Origin of the sequence: Acinetobacter sp. YH16042, from assembly GCF_013417245.1 — a bacterium.
Taxonomy (GTDB): Bacteria; Pseudomonadota; Gammaproteobacteria; order Pseudomonadales; family Moraxellaceae; genus Acinetobacter; species Acinetobacter amyesii.
The window spans coordinates 34890-52011 of sequence record NZ_VPEJ01000001.1; the positions used below are offsets into that span (position 1 = coordinate 34890).

The following is a 17122-nucleotide window of genomic DNA, read 5'->3' on the forward strand; positions in this document are numbered from 1 at the left end:
TCGCCCCATATTTTTCAGGGATTGAACATGTTTACAGGCATTATTGAAAGTCTAGGTAAAGTTGAAAGCATTCAAAACGTGGGTGGCGATGTCCGCTTGCGTATCCAGACAGATTTAGACATGTCGGATGTGCATTTGGGGGATTCTATTGCCACCAATGGCATTTGCTTAACCGTGATCGACTTTGGCAGTAATTGGTATGCAGCCGATGTATCACGTGAAAGTTTAAATCGTACCACCTTGGAACACTGGAAAGCAGGGCAGGCGGTGAATGTGGAAAAAGCCATGTTGCCGACTACGCGTTTTGGTGGACATATTGTCAGTGGTCATGTCGATGCAGTGGGTGAAATCACTCAAGTTCGTTCAGATGCGCGTTCTATTTATTTTGAAGTGACCGCACCGAAAGAAATTGCACGCTATTTAGCGGAAAAAGGCTCTGTGACCGTGGATGGTATTAGCCTGACGATTAACCATTTACGAGGTAATGTGCTGAGCTTAAATTTAATTCCGCACACGGCTGAACGAACCAATATCGGTACGTGGAAGGCTGGGGCTAAAGTGAACTTGGAAGTGGATGTTTTAGCACGTTATATTGAGCGTTTATTGCTTGGTGATAAAGCCGCTGAGACCACAGCGCAATCGAAAATTAGCTTAGATTTTCTCGCTGAAAATGGCTTCTTGAAATAAGTTGATACCGAAGAAAACCAAACAGTCTGATTGAAAAATTAGACTGTTTTTTTATTTTTGGTGATAATGCGTCGCGGAATGACATATATGATGAATAATCAGACAGGTGATAATGATTGATTTCTTACTGAATCTGGAACAGTGGTTACCCATGTTATTGGAAAATTATGGTGTGTGGATTTATGCCATTTTATTTCTGGTGATATTTTCAGAAACGGGTTCAGTATTTATGTTCTTCCTGCCGGGAGACAGCCTGTTGCTTGCCATTGGCGCATTATGCTCAACGACGGAAGTGGTGCATTTACACACCATGGGGCTAATGTTATTTGTCGCATCGGTCTTGGGCTACTGCGTCAATTACTATACGGGCAGCGTGTTAGGCATTAAGTACTTTAATAAGCACACACGTTACTTTAAGCCCGAATATATGGTCAAAACCAATAAATATTTTATGAAGCATGGCGGTAAAACGATTTTAGTCGCACGCTTTGTACCTTTTGTACGTTCTTTTGCGCCTTTTGCCGCTGGGTCTGCGCGCATGAGCCTCGGTACATTTATGTTCTATAACGTGCTGGGTGGTTTCATCTGGATTGGATTATTACTTGGTATTGGTTATTTCCTAGGACATACTGTTTCTGCAGTTGCAGATTTGGTCTAAGCTAAACTTAGACATAAAAAAAGCCCACAGTTGTGGGCTTTTTTTATGGAGTCGATGACAACTTAGTGTTTTGTAACTGTCACCACATCAAGGGTTTGAAAAATCGAGCTGTGGGGCGGTTGCTGAATGCTAAAACCACCTTTTTCTGATTCTCGGCTGAGATAAACCGAAATACTGTGAAAGTCTGAATGACTCAGCCAAAGATCTTTGGCACGAATGTCCCATTGTTCTCCAGCAGATAGAGAGGATATTTTCTGGGTAATCTGGTGAATGATGTCCATATTGAATTCCCATCTGGATGCATGATTATATTTTTAGGATGCCTGAAGCATTGTGTTTTGAGGGACAATGCTTCAGCCATATGAACATCATGTTGCAAATACATGTCAGTTTAATGACAGTGACCAGATTTCGATCGACAGCTTAAGATGCTTGGGAAGATGTAGATTCTGTCGAAAAATTGGAGTTTTCTAAGATATAGTCAATTTCTTCTTGTGCGGCAGCTTTCAATTTTGCACGAAAATCACTGACTGCCATTTCGATTTGCGTTTCTGCCTCAAGTTCCAAACGCACGCGTACACTTTCAAGTTCTGACAACATTTGTCCTTCGCTCACCGATAAGCTTTGGCTTAATCCCGCTAAACCCGTTTCAGGGTTTTTATGATAGCGAGCAGCATAATGTTGTACTTCACGATCAAGATTATGCTGCATCATGGTGAGCGCTTGCGTTTGTGCAGCAAAGCGTAACTCTTCGTCACGTTTCAGTTGTTCTGCATAGGCCTGTTCAGCTTCACGTTTTTCTTCTAAGGCTTTTTCTAAAGCCAACTGTTTGCGAATACGAGCATCTTCTATCAGCTGTGCTTTCAAATCTGCATAGGCAGACTCAATTTTGTCAAAAGACACTTGCTGCTGCTGTTGGTCATTGACCAGCCATTGTTGAATGTCTGTACTGGGATTGAGGACATCGCAAACGCGACCAAGGTCATCAATAAAGGTCTGACGAATAGCTTCAGGTACTTTTAACCAGCGCTGTTTAAAGTCTGGACCGACATTCAATGCCATGGTGCATCTCCTTGCAAATAGGGTAAAACCAATATCACGTTAAAGTTTATGGGTCTGTGGTTGAACGCCCAAACGTCGATATTGTTTATATTTTTCACGCCCGATAATTTTAGCGGGTTCGTTATTTTCAATAATTTCGATAATGTGACTAAAACTTGCGAACTGTTCAAGTGCTTGATCGTTAAAATTAAACACAATCCAGTCGGCTTGCTCAGGCAATTGGGCAGAAATACAGACCGTTGCCTCGGCTTGATCGATACCATGGGGAATGAAACCTGTGTGATCGAAACTCCACAGGCGTTCATCAAGTTGTTGCTGTAAGTCTGGGTCAGCACAATGTAGCCAAATACGTACAGGCTGACGCAGGATCTTACGGCATAAACGACAAGTGCTTTCGACTTGTCGTTCAGGACTTTTTTCAAATAAATAAAAGCTAACTTTAGCCATTCGCTTGAACACGATTTGCCAAGAATTGCATTAATAATGGTACAGGACGACCTGTTGCGCCTTTATTGGCACCTGAGTTCCATGCAGTACCCGCAATGTCTAAATGCGCCCAACGATATTCACGCGTAAAGCGTTGAAGGAAACATGCAGCGGTCACAGAGCCTGCTTTTGGACCACCAATGTTGGCAATATCTGCAAATGGAGAATCAAGTTGTTCTTGATAATCTTCAATTACTGGCATGCGCCATACGCGGTCAAAGCTGTGTTGACCCGCAGCAGTCAATTCAGCCGCAAGTTCATCATCCGGAGTGAACATACCGGTGAGGACTGAACCCAGTGCTACGACACATGCACCAGTGAGGGTTGCAATATCAATCACCAGTGCAGGGTTAAATCGTTTTACATAGGTCAAGGTATCGCACAGCACCAAACGACCTTCGGCATCGGTATTTAAAATTTCAACGGTTTGACCGCTCATGGTGGTTACGATGTCACCCGGGCGAGTGGCATGACCAGACGGCATGTTTTCTGCAGCAGCAATTGCGCCGACAACATGAATTGGTAATTTCGCTTCACACAGCGCACGGATGGTACCCAAAACTGATGCAGAACCGCACATGTCGAATTTCATTTCGTCCATGCCCGCACCGGGTTTAAGTGAGATACCACCCGTATCAAAAGTCACACCTTTACCAACAAGCACTACAGGGGCTTCTTCACGATTTGAAAGGTATTCGATGGTAATAATACGGCCTGGACGGTCAGAACCTTTGCTCACAGCAAGGAAAGCACCCATACCGAGATCAGCCATTTGCTGTTCATCGAGTACAGTCACTTTGAGTTGATCTGGGAATTCAGCTGCAAGTGCTTGAGCTTGTTCGGCTAAATATTCAGGAAAACAGATATTGCCCGGACGGTTACCTAAGTCACGAGTAAAACTTTGACCTGATTGCACTGCAGAAATTAATTCAAGCTGTGCAGTGGTTAATGGGCTTTCAGTAGCGATTAAATGGATCTGCTCCAAAACAAATTCATTTTTTTTAGACTTGTATTCATCAAATGCATAAGCCGCTTGGGTCAGGCTAAGTGCAAATAAATAATGTTGTTCTTGTGGTAGAGCAGAGATATCGACACTGATCTGTTTGAATTTTTTTTGTGATGCTTTAATAATGGTTTGTGCAATTTTTGCAAATTTATTGACCTGTAATTCAGCAACTTTGCCGAGGCCTAAAAGTGCGCTATTGCGACAAGCGGCAATGTTCGCCACCAAAGGCAGGCTTTCATTGAGTGCTGCTTTAAATTGAGTCGCGTCAATTAAATTATCTAAATCATTGATTTGATATGAAGTAGCTGCATTTTTAACGTACTCAGAATCTACTAATATCAACAAATATTGGCTGGACGCATTCGCTTGGAATGACGTATTAATAGAAAGTTTCATGTGCGGTATTTATGCCTTTTTAAATTTATAAACCATTAAACCATTGAAACATTTATATGAATAGAGTTTCAATGAGCAACAAGGGTATAGGTTTTATATTTTCTACATTCGGGTAAACTAACGCTAGTTTTTATTGGCCCTATTTTTGGAAGAATTAATTTGATTATTCGGCGTTATCTGGTCAAGCAAGTGGTGTCGACATCACTGGTTGTGATTGCCTTATTGACCTTGATCATGATGGGTGGTCGTTTGATCAAGTACTTTGGTGTGGCGGCTCAGGGCCGTTTAGATGCAAGTATTTTATTTAGCATCATTGGCTACCGTTTGCCTGAATTTTTAACCTTAATTCTTCCGCTCGGTTTCTTTATTGGTCTGATGTTGGTCTTTGGTCGTCTGTATGTCGATCATGAAATGGCTGTGCTCAATGGTAGTGGTGTCAGTCGTAATCAATTGTCACGTTTATTGGTGCCGATGACCGTGGTATTTATGGCTGTTCAAGCATTTTTGATGCTGTGGGCGTCGCCTTGGGGCATCCGTCAGTTTGAAGCATTAACGACTTCGCAAGCGGTACGAACAGGCTTTGACTTGGTTCGACCAAAAGAGTTTATTTCCTCTGGGCCCTATACCATTTATGCAGGGGACTTGTCAGAAGACCGTAAAAACTTAAAAGATATTTTCTTTTATCAGCGTGCAGAAAAGGAGGGTAAGCCTGATGTCATTATTTTGGCAAAAGAAGCGACCCGCGTCGAAGTGCCCGATGATAATGCCAATGTGGTTGACTTAGTTGAAGGCCGCCGTTACGAAATCTATCCGGGGCAACCGCGTTATTCTCAAGCTGAATTCCAAAGTTATCGTTTACGTTTAGAAAATGATAAAGAAGCAAAATTTGAAAGTACCGAAGTAGAAGCTTTACCAACCTCGAAGTTATGGGATAACCGCCATGATCCTGTGGTTGCCAGCGAACTCGGTTGGCGAATCTTTGTGCCGTTCGCTATTTTGGTGGCGTTATTGCTTGCCACTGCTTTGTCTGAGGTAAGCCCTCGTCAAGGGCGTTACCTGAAATTGTTCCCAGCCTTACTTATTTTTGCCAGTTTAATTGTGGCTTTAATGGCGATCAAAACGCGGATCAGTAAAGATGAAATGGGCATCTGGACTTATCCACTGGTCTTAGTGATTTACGGCATTGCAGCGGCATTGTTCTCGCGTAAACAAAAATTAGCGCCCAAAATTAAGAAACAAATTCAGCGAGTGAGGTCTTAAAATGTTGGCACGTCGTATAGTTGCAAAACATGTGACCAAAACTACTGCTTTAGCCATGCTTGGTGCGACAGCGGTATTGGCTGGCTTACAAGTGCTTTTTACTTATTTAGGTGAATTGGGCTCGCTGAAAGAAGGTTATAACGCATGGAATGCTTTGCAGTATGTGTTATGGAGTTCACCGAATTATTTATATGAAATTTTACCGATTTCAGCCTTGATTGGCGCGGTACTGGGTTTAGGTACTCTAGCTTCAAATAGTGAATTAATTGTGATGCGTTCGGTCGGCATCAGCCTTTGGCGGATTGTGGGCTGGGTGATTCGTTCGGCACTCATTTTGGTGGTTTTATCCTTTGCATTAAGCGAATGGGTCATTCCCTATACCAATGAACAAGCCAAAAGCGTCAAAAGTCACCGCACTGTGGCTGAACTGGGCGAAGTCAAAGGCTATTGGTCACGTGAAGGCCAGCGCTTTATTTATATTGACTATGCCAATTCACAAGGTCAAATTAAAGATGTTCAGGTTGTTGATTTTGATGAAAAATATCGTTTGCGAGGCACTTTGGATGCAGAGCAAGGGAATTTTGTCAAAAATGGCTCTTGGACATTGCAAAATTCAACCCAAGTCGATCTCTTAGCGACGGGTGATGCCGTGGCGAAGCAAAATGCTGAACAGCCGCTTTCATTGGCCTTGCAACCTAAATATGTGCATATGGTTACCATTGACCCTGAAGACCTATCACCCAGTCAATTGGTGAGCTTTATGAGTTATATGCATGAATATAGCCAAGTCCCGAAAACTTACCAATTGGCGTTTTGGCAAAAGTTTGGTTCGCCCTTTGCTTTAATTGCCTTAGTGGTGATTGCGTGTTCATTTATTTTTGGACCTTTACGTCAACAGTCGATGGGTTTCCGCTTGGTGATTGCCTTATTTGCTGGACTGGGCTTTTACTACTTACAAGATTTCTTGGGTTATGCAAGTTTGGTGTACGCTCCATCGCCTGCATGGTTCGTCTTTATACCAATTATTTTGATGTTTGTAGCGGGTGGCTATCTGCTGCACCGCGCACGTTAAGTGCATGCAAGATTGAGTAAAACAATGTTGATGACCTAGATAAACCATGGTTGTCACATAGAGTCTTCACCGAAAATTCGGTAAGATAGTATGATTAATTTATAAACGAAAGAGTGTTCATTATGACGGATGCAACTGCTGGCAAAATCCCACACGTATTGGTAATTATGGATGGTGTGGGTCATCGCGAAGCGGTCGAGGACAATGCCTTTTTAGCAGCAAAACGACCTAACTTGACTGCAATGCAGGAAAAGCATCCGCATGGATTGATTTCAGGCTCTGGCGAAGACGTTGGTTTACCTGATGGTCAAATGGGTAACTCTGAAGTGGGTCACATGAACCTTGGTGCAGGACGTGTGCTGTATCAAGACTTTACTCGTATTACCAAAGATATTCGTACCGGTGCCTTCTTTGAACATGACGTATTAGTCGATGCGGTTGAAAAAGCCAAAGCTGCAAACCGTGCTGTACATATCATGGGCTTGTTGTCTGAAGGTGGTGTGCATTCACATGAAGATCACATTGTGGCGATGGCTGAATTGGCATTAAAACGCGGTGCAAAAGTTTATCTTCATGCATTCCTTGATGGTCGTGATACGCCACCAAAAAGCGCACAACCTTCGCTTGAAAAATTAGATGCGCTGTTTGCTCAGTATCCGGGTCAAGGTCGTATTGCTACCATGATTGGTCGTTACTTTGCGATGGACCGTGACAACCGTTGGGATCGTGTTGAGCAAGCCTATCGCCTATTAACTGAAGGTGAAGCAGTGCGCACTGCAGCGACTGCTGTTGAAGGTCTAGAGCAGGCTTATGCTGCTGAAGAATCAGATGAATTTGTGAAAGCGACCCGTATTGGTGATTTAGCACCGATCCAAGATGGTGATAGCGTTGTCTTTATGAACTTCCGTGCTGACCGTGCGCGTGAAATTACCAAAGCTTTTGTGGAAAAAGATTTTGCAGGTTTTGAACGTAAAGTGGTTCCTGCTTTATCAAAATTTGTCATGTTGACACGTTACCAAGCAACAATTGATGCACCTGTGGCTTATATGCCAGAAGCGTTGCATAACTCGATTGGTGAATACCTGTCTAATTTGGGTAAAACACAACTGCGTATTGCTGAAACTGAAAAATATGCACACGTGACCTTCTTCTTCAGTGGTGGTCGTGAAGATGAATATCCGGGTGAAAAACGTATTTTGATTCCATCACCAAACGTTGCGACTTATGACTTAAAACCAGAAATGAGTGCTTATGAAGTCACTGATGAGTTGGTTGCCGCAATTAACTCAGGTGAGTACGACTTACTCGTGGTGAACTATGCCAATGGTGATATGGTTGGTCATACTGGTGTGTTTGATGCAGCAGTCAAAGCAGTTGAGGCCGTAGACACGTGCTTAGGTCGTGTATATGAAGCTGTGATGGCAAATAAAGGTCACATGTTAGTGACCGCCGATCATGGTAACGTAGAGCAAATGCAGGATTACCAAAGTGGTCAGGTGCATACTCAACATACCACTGAACTTGTGCCGTTTATCTATGTTGGTCCGACCCATGCAACAATTGCAGAAGGTGGTGTTTTGGCTGACGTAGCGCCGACACTGTTAACTCTTATGCACATTCCTGTACCAACAGAAATGCAAGGTCGTAACTTGATTACTCTTGAAGCTTAAAATGTAAGGAAGCATGAATGACTAAAGCACACTGGATGTCAGTTGTAAGTCTTACAGCCTTGCTGCTGTGTTCTAGTCATTCGACATGGGGAGCCGACAAAGCAAAGTCGGCTTTCGATGAATTTGATGGCAGCTATGAACAAAGTTATGCCGAAGTACCTGTCGAATCAATCCAACAATTTGTTCAGATCTATGGCATTGTCAAAGAAAATTATGTCGTTGAAAAAAATGACGATGCATTATTCCAACAAGCCATCAAAGGCATGGTCAGTGGTTTAGACCGCTATTCACGATATCTTTCATCTGAAGACTATAAGCAGCTTTTGCAATATACCGAAGGGGATATTGCGAGTGTCGATTTCAATTTGCGCTTTGATGCAGGTCTACAGCAATGGGTCATCACCAATTTAAAGCCTGATGCCGACTCAGCAAAGCTAGGTCTGAAAAATGGCGCGGCGGTGTTTAAAATTGATGATCAAGAACTCAAAAAACTTAATCAAGATCAAGTGCGACACCTGCTCACCGGCAGTATAGGCTCGACGCTGAATCTACAGCTGATAACTGCAAGTCAACCGATCAATTTGGTCAGAAACACTAAAGTTGAAACAGATATAGAATCTAAATTATTAAATAATCAGGTTTTAGTATTACACGTTAAAGTTTTTCAACAAGATACAGCCAATGAAATAAAGCGTTTAATTGAAAGCCATGGTTCACGTGTCAAAGCCGTATTGTTTGATTTAAGAAATAACCCCGGTGGGTTATTGTCCGCAGCTGTCGAGTCTGCCGATTTATTTTTGAATCAGGGCATTATTGTGTCGACACGAAGTCGATCTGAGGGTGACCAACAATTTCAGGCTTTACCAAGTTTTGAATTTCAAAATATGAAAGTTGGTATTTTAATCAACAATCGTTCTGCTTCTGCCGCAGAGGTCTTTACCGCAGCATTAAAAGAGCATAAACGTGCATGGGTAGCGGGTGAGAAAAGTTATGGTAAAGGTGTGGTTCAAAAACTATTTCCATTGAGTAATGGTGCGGCTTTACAAATGACTGTGTCGCAATATCTGACACCGAATGGCAAAATGATTGAAGGAATTGGGGTGCAGCCAGACTATAACTATCCGCTGCAACATGATGCACGTGAAGATCACTATGTCGATCATGTTGCAGAGTTATTGCTGAATCAAAAATAAACAGCAATACGCTGGAAAACTTTTACTCTTCGTCTTCGGTATCTAAGCCGAATTTTTTCAAACGATAGCGCAATGAGCGGAATGACATACCTAATTTTTTTGCGGCAAGGGTTCGGTTCCAGTGAGTCAAATTCAACGCATTCATGAGCACTTCTTTTTCGATATTTTCTAAAAAGAGTTCTAAACCTTCTTCAGGTAGTTTACGAGGAACCACACTCTGTTCGTTGCTGTTTGCAGCAAGCTGAGCAGAATCATTCGTTGTTGGAGCGGAATTGAACTGAGCACTCGGTTGTCTTAATGGCGCACTTTGCAGATGTTGAAGATCAATTTGCTCATCATCGCAGAGGGTCATGGCACGTTCGATAATATTGCGGAGTTCACGGACATTACCCGGATAATATTGGCTGAGCAGGAAACTCTTCGCACGTTCAGTCAGAGGCTTAGAGGCAATTTCCCATTCATGGCTAATTTTTTGGATAAAATGTTGTGCCAATAAGAGGATGTCGTCGCCACGTTCACGTAAGGCAGGCAACACTAAATCCATCACATGGATACGGAAGAATAAATCTTGGCGGAATCGACCTTGTTGGACAAGAGCTTCTAAGTCCTGATGACTGGCACTGATCACACGGAAATCAACATCAATTTCACAGTCTGAACCTACGGGGCGAATACGTTTTTCCTGTACCGCACGTAGCAGTTTAACTTGCATGGCTAAAGGTAATTCGGCAATTTCGTCCAGAAATAAGCTACCGCCATGTGCAGATTGAATCAGACCTTGCTTGTCTTGGGTGGCACCACTAAAGCTGCCTTTTTTATGGCCAAAAAGTTCACTTTCCATTAACTCTGTGGGAATTGCCCCACAGTTAATAGCAATAAAGGGCCCTTCATTACGGTTGCTTAAACGGTGAACCAGATTGGCTACGACCTCTTTACCCGTACCAGATTCACCCGTAATAAAAACAGGTGCTTGTGAACGTGCAATTTTCTTTAGAGTTCGACGCAATTGCTGGATTGGGAGTGATTCACCAATCAACATTTTATGTTCTAAAGCATCTTGCGAAGTAATGTCTTCGGCCAAAGGCTTATTCAGGGCTTTTTGTAGCAGTTGTTCAAGATGTTTGGGATTGATCGGTTTGCTGACAAAATCGAATGCTCCCGCCTTTAATGCGGCAATGGCAATGTCCATGTTGCCATAGGCTGTTAGCACAGCAACGGGCAGGGTAGGACAGTGTTCATTCATCCAATCTAAGAGCTGTAGACCATTACCATCGGGTAAGTTGAGATCGGTTAGGCAGGCATCGTAGCTATAGGTAGACAAGGCTTTTTTAGCTTCGTCGAGGCGATGTGCAACATGCGTTTTAACCCCCATCCTTGATAAAGACATTTGCATTAGCATACATAAGTCTTCTTCGTCATCAACTAATAATACCAGTGGTTGTGAATCCACAGTTTCCCCCTAAAAACAATTAAATAACAGCTTGTAAGCACTCAATCCTAAAGCAAGCTCCCTGTTTTTGTTCTACATAGGAAAGCTGTGCTTGATTCGCTTCACAGAAGCTATGAGCAAGATATAATCCTAAACCAGTTCCAGTAATTTCGGTACTAAAAAATGGTTGAAATAACTGTGTGCGGTTTTGTAAAGCAACCCCATGACCGAAATCTCGGACATCGATCTGGACTTTTTTCTGATCCGTCCGCGCTACCACTTCGATATACGACATGTCCGGATTGTTATGGCGAATTGCATTACGAATTAGGTTGATTAAAATTTGTCTGAACTGTGCCTCATCAAAATCGATTAAAGTCTTGGCTTGCACATTGAGCCGAATGTTCTGTTGAATGTCTGCCAGATCTTCTTGCAGGAACAGCGGTAAAAATTGTTCTAGATTTAGACGAGTCGGATGGGTTTCCTTATTACGCACCATATTTAGGGTGTCTTGAATAATTCGGTCAATCCGCACCGCTTGACGTGAAATCATATGATTCAACATGTGCTGTTGTTCGGTATCACTTTGCGGATATAAATCATTGGCATGCACAATCGCCGCTAAGGGATTGCGAATTTCGTGAGCAATACTGGCTGAGAGTTGACCTAAAGCGGCTAATTTTAATTGTTGCACTTGCTGATTGAGTTTTTGTGCATCTTGTAAAATCAGCAAGGTCAACATTTGATGCGGCACAACGAGTTTTTGTACGAGTACCTGAATGTGGTATTGGCTTTGTTGCGATTCAAATTGAAATTTTTCCCCGCTTTTTAAATCTTCAAACTTGAGTAATTCAAATAAGTCGGGCTGCGTGGTATACAGTGGATATTGATCATGATGATAAGAATTTGGCATGCCGAGTAAATGGCAAGCAGCAGGATTACTCAGCACCACATGACAGTTTTCATCCAACACCAAATAGCCCGTATCAATCTGCTCCAAGATATAGCGGTTAATGTTTTGTAGTCGATGTAGCTCTAAGGATTGCGAAAAATTCAGATTTTCTAGTAACTGGAAACGTTTCACGGCAATTTGCGCACTGCCATACACCACACAAAATAAAAAAGCCAAAATCGCACTGTTGGTTAAATTTTTGAGTGAGGTAAATTCAAGAATTGAACCTAAAAACAGTTGATACACCACGCAAATCACAGCGATGAGGGTGATGACCAAAGCTTTTTGGGCATCTAATAACAGGGATGCTGCAAAAATCGTAATCACAAACAGCAAACTCAAATGTAAATTAGGTCCATCGATGGCTAAGGTCAGTAAGCTCAGCGAAATGACATCTACAATGAATAACAGTAGTAACTGGTTTGGGATCCGGACTTTGAAACGTCCAAGTGACATGAATTGAATGCTGGTAAACAGCAAATAAATCGTCAATACATATAGGTATAAACGTGGGTATTCATAATCTGAACTGAATTGAGTGTAGGTCAGTAAAAAGACCAGTAACAGACAGGCACTGATGATAAAGCGATAAGCACTGTACCAAAGGCCCAAATGATACTGGTTCAATTCACTATGGATTGAACGCTGTGTCATAAGTAACAGGATGTACGTTGTGTTAAGGTTTGATTAACCCGTAGCGAATCGCCAAGTGAGTTAGTTTGACATCACTATCAATATTCAGTTTTTCAAAAATGCGGTAACGGTAGGTGTTCACTGTTTTAACGCTAACGAATAATTTATCGGAAATTTCTTGTGCGCTAATACAATTGACCACCATCATGGCAACTTGCATTTCACGCTCAGACAGGGCGTCAAAAGGTGATTGTTGTGTATCAGACAAATATGAGCTAGCCAGTTGTTCCGCAATGTCTGCACTGAAATATTTGCCACCTTGCATCACTTTATTAATCGCACGGACCATTTCAGTAACTGGTGCACCTTTGGTGATATAGCCTTTGGCACCTGCTTTTAACAATAAAGACGGGTAGGGTTCTTCAGCAAGTCCACTGACTGCGAGGACTTTTGTATCTGGCGCTGTTTGAAGTAGGCGACGTGTGGTTTCTACACCTCCGATCCCCGGCATATTGACATCTAATAGAACGACATTTGGATGGTGTTGGCGAACAAGTGTAATCGCATCTTCACCCGATTCGGCTTGTCCAATGACTTGGACATCTGCATGGTCTTCGAGCATACGGCAAATACCAGTACGGACTAATTCATGGTCATCTACCACCAAAACTGTGATCACCTACACTCTCCCTCAAATCAAAATCTGTTTTTTTTGTTACATAAAGCAAAATAAGCTTGCAATGAAACGACAAAATTAGCAATCCTATTCTTATATGAAATGAAAAACTTCATACACAATGTGTGAGCAAAAAATGTTCGTAGTTGTGACCAATGTACGGCATATTGCTGGTCTTGCGCAAATGTTTAGTATCCTGAGTTGAGTGAGCAATGGTGAAAAAATTAAATAAATCCTTCATGCACGTTTTGGGCATGTCAATTTTATTCAGTATGAGCAGTTTCAGTTCTGCTGAAATTGTGATGAATAGTGCTGCAAATCAGCAGTCAAATATTAGCTGGTCATCTGAAGATGCAAACCAGTTACTCAACGGTGACGTGTCTTATAGCGCTGAAGAGCCATCTCCTCAAGGGTCAACGAAAGTGACTACTTCTGTACGTAGTACAGGCGGTGTGGTACAGACAGCACCATCGAAAACGGTCCGTATTATTGATACCAATCAATACGCAGGACAGCCCTCTGTAAATGCGCGTGCAGCACTGGTTATGGATGGTCAAACTGGTGAAGTGCTATATAGCAAAAATAGCAATACCGCTTTACCGATTGCATCAATTACCAAACTCATGACAGCAGTAGTGATTTCAGATGCCCGATTAAACATGTCTGAAAAGATTACCTTACAACAGTCTGATTTCTCATGTTCAGGCTGTAAAAGCTCAAGTTCAACGCTGCGTGCTGGCGACAGTATGAACCGCGCAGAAGCTTTGCTATTTGCTTTGATGAAATCTGAAAACCCAGCGGCTTCGGCATTAGCACGTACTTATCCAGGTGGTCGTTCTGCATTTATTTCAGCGATGAATGCGAAAGCACGCTCATTAGGGATGAACTCGACTCATTATATGGAATCGACTGGCTTGCACCCAGGCAATGTCGCTTCGGCACGTGACTTGGGGATTTTGGTGAATACCGCTTCGCAGTATGGTTTGATTCGTCAATTTTCAACCACACCAAGTTATGACTTTAATTTGGGCTACCGCGTGTTGAAATCAAACAATACTAATGCTTTAGTGCGTAATGGTGGTTGGAATATTAATATTTCAAAAACAGGATTTATTAATGAAGCAGGGCGCTGTGTTGTGATGCATACCACACTGAATAACCGTCCAGCGGTGGTGGTGTTATTGGGTGCGGATTCTTCAGTGGCACGAACCAATGATGCGACTCGTTTAATGAACTGGGCGAGCCAGTTACCAAAACGTATTTAACAAGATTTCAGATTTTTCATTCTTTCAGTATTTAGATTTACTCAACGTTTAAATGCTGAAGTGAATGCAAGATATAAAAAAAGCCCTGCAAGAGCAGGGCTTTTTTTTATTCAGTCAGCATATAAATTACATATTTGACAGAATTGAATCACGAACTTGATCCATAGTTGCATCAATCGACAACATTACGGCATCTTGGCATTGCTTGATGGCAGTGTCAGGATCTTTTAAACCGTTACCTGTTACAGTACATACGATCACAGAACCTTCAGCAATTTTACCTGCTTTGATGTCACGAATCGCGCCACCGATAGAAGCTGCAGAAGCAGGTTCTACGAATACACCTTCGTACATAGATAGTAGACGCTGTGCTTCTAAGATTTCAGCATCTTGCAGTTCGTCAAACCAACCTTCTGAGTCGCGGACTACGGCTTTAGCATGGTTCCAGCTTTGTGGATTACCGATACGGATTGCAGTTGCTACAGTTTCAGGGTTTTCTACAGGTGCGCCGCGTAGGAATGGTGCCGCGCCAGCAGCTTGGTAACCCACCATTGTTGGTAGACCCGCAGGTTTTGGACCTGTGAATTGATCAGTTTCAGGATCATAAACTACTTGTACAAATTCTTCTTTAGGCTGATTCGCCACAGCTTCGGTATAACCCATCCAATGTGCTGTGATGTTACCCGCATTACCTACAGGTAGGCAGTGGTAGTCTGGTGCACGACCTAATTCGTCAACGATTTCGTAAGCAATGGTTTTTTGACCTTGCAGACGGTATGGGTTGATTGAGTTTACAATCGTAACTGGTGCTTGATCTGCAACTTCTTTTACAAGACGCATACCGTCATCGAAGTTACCGTGAATTTGCATTGTTACCGCGCCATACATCATTGCTTGTGCCATTTTACCCATGGCAATTTTGCCTTCTGGGATGAGCACAAAGGCTTTAATGCCTGCACGTGCAGCATAAGCAGCCGCTGCAGCAGATGTATTACCTGTAGATGCACAGATAATTGCTTTAGAGCCTTCTTCAACTGCTTTTGTTACAGCCATGGTCATACCACGGTCTTTAAATGAACCAGTCGGGTTTAAGCCCTCGTACTTCACATAAATTTCAACATTTTTGCCAATAATGCGTGGAATATTCTCAAGCTTAATCAGTGGCGTATTACCTTCGCCCAAAGAAATTGCGCGAGTAGTTGCAGATACGGGTAAACGGTCGCGATAGCGGTCAACTAAACCAGTATAACGATTGGCATTAGACATGATGATGTTCCAATTGTGTGTAGAGCTTGGCGAGAGGAACTGAAATATTCCCCTCGACCCGATTAATTATCAAGCGATTCTAAACGAATTCGTACAATTTCGCCATGAATGACAGGCAATGCTTGAATTTGTTGAAGTGCTTCATCCATTTTAGATTCTTTGACTGGATCAGTCAGAATCACGATAGGAATAAGGTCTTTTAAGCGCGGCTGTTGCATGATCGCATCGATGCTGATTCCTGCACGGCTTAAAATAGTCGTCACATCGGCAAGAACGCCAGTTTGATCTTCGGCATTAATACGGATGTAGTATCCAGTGGTCATTTCTTCACGTGGAAGAATTGGTAAATCGGTCAGTGCTTCAAAAGCAAGCTGTGGAATTGTGCCAGCACCATCTTCGGTATAGGAGATGTCACGGACAATATCGACAACATCAGCAACCACCGCTGATGCGGTCGGGCCTGCACCTGCGCCTGCGCCATAGTAAAGCGTTGGACCAACGGCATTGGCTTGAACCAATACGGCATTTTTAACGCCATTTACATTGGCAATCAGTTGGTCTTCAGGGATCAGCGTTGGATGTACACGAAGCTCAATACCTGTTGCAGCACGACGTGCAATACCTAAATGTTTAATACGGAAACCAAGGTCTTCAGCATATTTGACATCTTGGGCAGTAACTTTGCTGATGCCTTCAGTGAAGACTTTGTCAAATTGGAGTGGGATACCAAAAGCAATAGAAGCCAGCAATGTTAACTTGTGCGCTGCATCGATCCCTTCGACGTCGAATGTTGGATCTGCTTCGGCATAACCGAGTTCTTGCGCTTCTTTGAGAACATCTGCAAAGGCACGACCTTTTTCACGCATTTCAGTCAGGATAAAGTTACCAGTACCGTTAATGATACCTGCAAGCCAGTCAATTTTATTGGCTGCCAAACCCTCACGGAGGACTTTAATAATTGGGATACCACCTGCGACAGCTGCTTCATAAGCAATCTGAACGTGATGATCATCGGCCAATTTAAATAATTCATTACCGTGTTCAGCTAATAAAGCTTTGTTGGCTGTGACTACTTGTTTGCCATGAACGATTGCTTCACGAATCACTTCATAGGCAGGGTGAATGCCGCCCATAACTTCAACCACAACGTCTACATCGGGTTGACGGACGATATCTAATAAATCAGCACTTTGCTTCACTGAAGCAGGTAGTTCTAAATCAGGACGAGGGCGACGCGTACCCACATGGGTAATTTCAATTTCACGACCGGTGCGACGTTTAATCTCAGCAGCATTTTCTTTTAGTAGTTTAAGGGCACCACCACCCACAGTACCAAGACCGAGGATTGCCAGACGAACTGGTTTCACGTCACACTCCATTTATTTCATCATTGCTTTAAGTGAGTTTAGAT

Annotated in this window: 16 protein-coding genes; 7 read left to right on the forward strand and 9 right to left on the reverse strand. The window is 42.8% G+C overall.

Going from position 1 to position 17122, the window contains the following annotated elements:
• Window positions 1–27: 27 nt before the first annotated feature.
• Entirely contained in the window at window positions 28–687 is a 660-nt protein-coding gene (locus tag FTV37_RS00165) for a riboflavin synthase (RefSeq protein WP_078192598.1), read from the forward strand.
• 112 nt (window positions 688–799) lie between these two features.
• Window positions 800–1345, forward strand: coding sequence for a VTT domain-containing protein (locus FTV37_RS00170; RefSeq protein ID WP_078189460.1), 546 nt, complete (start codon window positions 800–802; stop codon window positions 1343–1345).
• A gap of 62 nt (window positions 1346–1407) precedes the next feature.
• On the opposite strand, the gene FTV37_RS00175 is transcribed toward FTV37_RS00170, so the two are convergent.
• From FTV37_RS00175 to FTV37_RS00190, 4 genes are all read right to left on the reverse strand, one after another.
• On the reverse strand, window positions 1408–1626 hold the full coding sequence (locus tag FTV37_RS00175; RefSeq protein ID WP_078192596.1) for a hypothetical protein: 219 nt from the start codon (window positions 1624–1626) through the stop codon (window positions 1408–1410).
• A gap of 142 nt (window positions 1627–1768) precedes the next feature.
• Window positions 1769–2407 carry a hypothetical protein gene (locus tag FTV37_RS00180; RefSeq protein WP_078189458.1) on the reverse strand — a complete coding sequence of 213 codons (639 nt, stop codon included), beginning with the start codon at window positions 2405–2407 and terminating at the stop codon, window positions 1769–1771.
• Between the two features lie 39 nt (window positions 2408–2446).
• Window positions 2447–2854, reverse strand: a complete 408-nt coding sequence (locus FTV37_RS00185) for a DNA polymerase III subunit chi (protein ID WP_078189457.1) — start codon at window positions 2852–2854, stop codon at window positions 2447–2449.
• Complete coding sequence (locus tag FTV37_RS00190; RefSeq protein WP_180062769.1) at window positions 2847–4295, reverse strand: leucyl aminopeptidase; 1449 nt, start codon at window positions 4293–4295, stop codon at window positions 2847–2849. The genes FTV37_RS00185 and FTV37_RS00190 overlap by 8 nt, the downstream gene beginning before the upstream one ends.
• A 159-nt stretch (window positions 4296–4454) precedes the next feature.
• Between FTV37_RS00190 and lptF the strand changes: the two genes are divergently transcribed.
• The 4 genes from lptF to FTV37_RS00210 all read left to right on the forward strand — a co-directional run bounded on the left by lptF (window position 4455) and on the right by FTV37_RS00210 (window position 9490).
• Window positions 4455–5555, forward strand: coding sequence for an LPS export ABC transporter permease LptF (gene lptF / locus FTV37_RS00195; protein ID WP_180062770.1), 1101 nt, complete (start codon window positions 4455–4457; stop codon window positions 5553–5555).
• A 1-nt stretch (window position 5556) separates the two neighbouring features.
• Entirely contained in the window at window positions 5557–6627 is a 1071-nt protein-coding gene (gene lptG / locus FTV37_RS00200) for an LPS export ABC transporter permease LptG (protein ID WP_180062771.1), read from the forward strand.
• Between the two features lie 122 nt (window positions 6628–6749).
• Complete coding sequence (gene gpmI, locus FTV37_RS00205; RefSeq protein WP_180062772.1) at window positions 6750–8297, forward strand: 2,3-bisphosphoglycerate-independent phosphoglycerate mutase; 1548 nt, start codon at window positions 6750–6752, stop codon at window positions 8295–8297.
• Window positions 8298–8314: 17 nt separating this feature from the next.
• The gene (locus FTV37_RS00210) at window positions 8315–9490 is read left to right on the forward strand and encodes a S41 family peptidase (protein WP_180062773.1); all 1176 of its coding nucleotides are present in this window, start codon (window positions 8315–8317) and stop codon (window positions 9488–9490) included.
• Between the two features lie 22 nt (window positions 9491–9512).
• On the opposite strand, the gene FTV37_RS00215 is transcribed toward FTV37_RS00210, so the two are convergent.
• The 3 genes from FTV37_RS00215 to FTV37_RS00225 are packed head-to-tail and all read right to left on the reverse strand — an operon-like array spanning window position 9513 to window position 13183.
• Window positions 9513–10940 (reverse strand): sigma-54 dependent transcriptional regulator, encoded by a 1428-nt coding sequence (locus FTV37_RS00215; RefSeq protein WP_180062774.1) that lies wholly within the window; start codon window positions 10938–10940, stop codon window positions 9513–9515.
• A 19-nt stretch (window positions 10941–10959) separates the two neighbouring features.
• A complete protein-coding gene (locus FTV37_RS00220; RefSeq protein ID WP_180062775.1) occupies window positions 10960–12525 on the reverse strand; it encodes a PAS domain-containing sensor histidine kinase in 1566 nt (521 codons plus the stop codon).
• Window positions 12526–12547: 22 nt separating this feature from the next.
• Window positions 12548–13183 carry a response regulator gene (locus FTV37_RS00225; RefSeq protein ID WP_078189449.1) on the reverse strand — a complete coding sequence of 212 codons (636 nt, stop codon included), beginning with the start codon at window positions 13181–13183 and terminating at the stop codon, window positions 12548–12550.
• A 212-nt stretch (window positions 13184–13395) separates the two neighbouring features.
• Between FTV37_RS00225 and FTV37_RS00230 the strand changes: the two genes are divergently transcribed.
• Window positions 13396–14445: a serine hydrolase gene (locus FTV37_RS00230; protein ID WP_180004717.1), complete on the forward strand. Its 1050-nt coding sequence runs from the start codon at window positions 13396–13398 to the stop codon at window positions 14443–14445.
• A gap of 126 nt (window positions 14446–14571) precedes the next feature.
• On the opposite strand, the gene thrC is transcribed toward FTV37_RS00230, so the two are convergent.
• Both thrC and FTV37_RS00240 read right to left on the reverse strand, forming a co-directional pair.
• Entirely contained in the window at window positions 14572–15711 is a 1140-nt protein-coding gene (thrC, locus tag FTV37_RS00235) for a threonine synthase (RefSeq protein ID WP_078192584.1), read from the reverse strand.
• A 62-nt stretch (window positions 15712–15773) separates the two neighbouring features.
• Window positions 15774–17078, reverse strand: coding sequence for a homoserine dehydrogenase (locus tag FTV37_RS00240; RefSeq protein ID WP_078192857.1), 1305 nt, complete (start codon window positions 17076–17078; stop codon window positions 15774–15776).
• Window positions 17079–17122 lie beyond the last annotated feature (44 nt).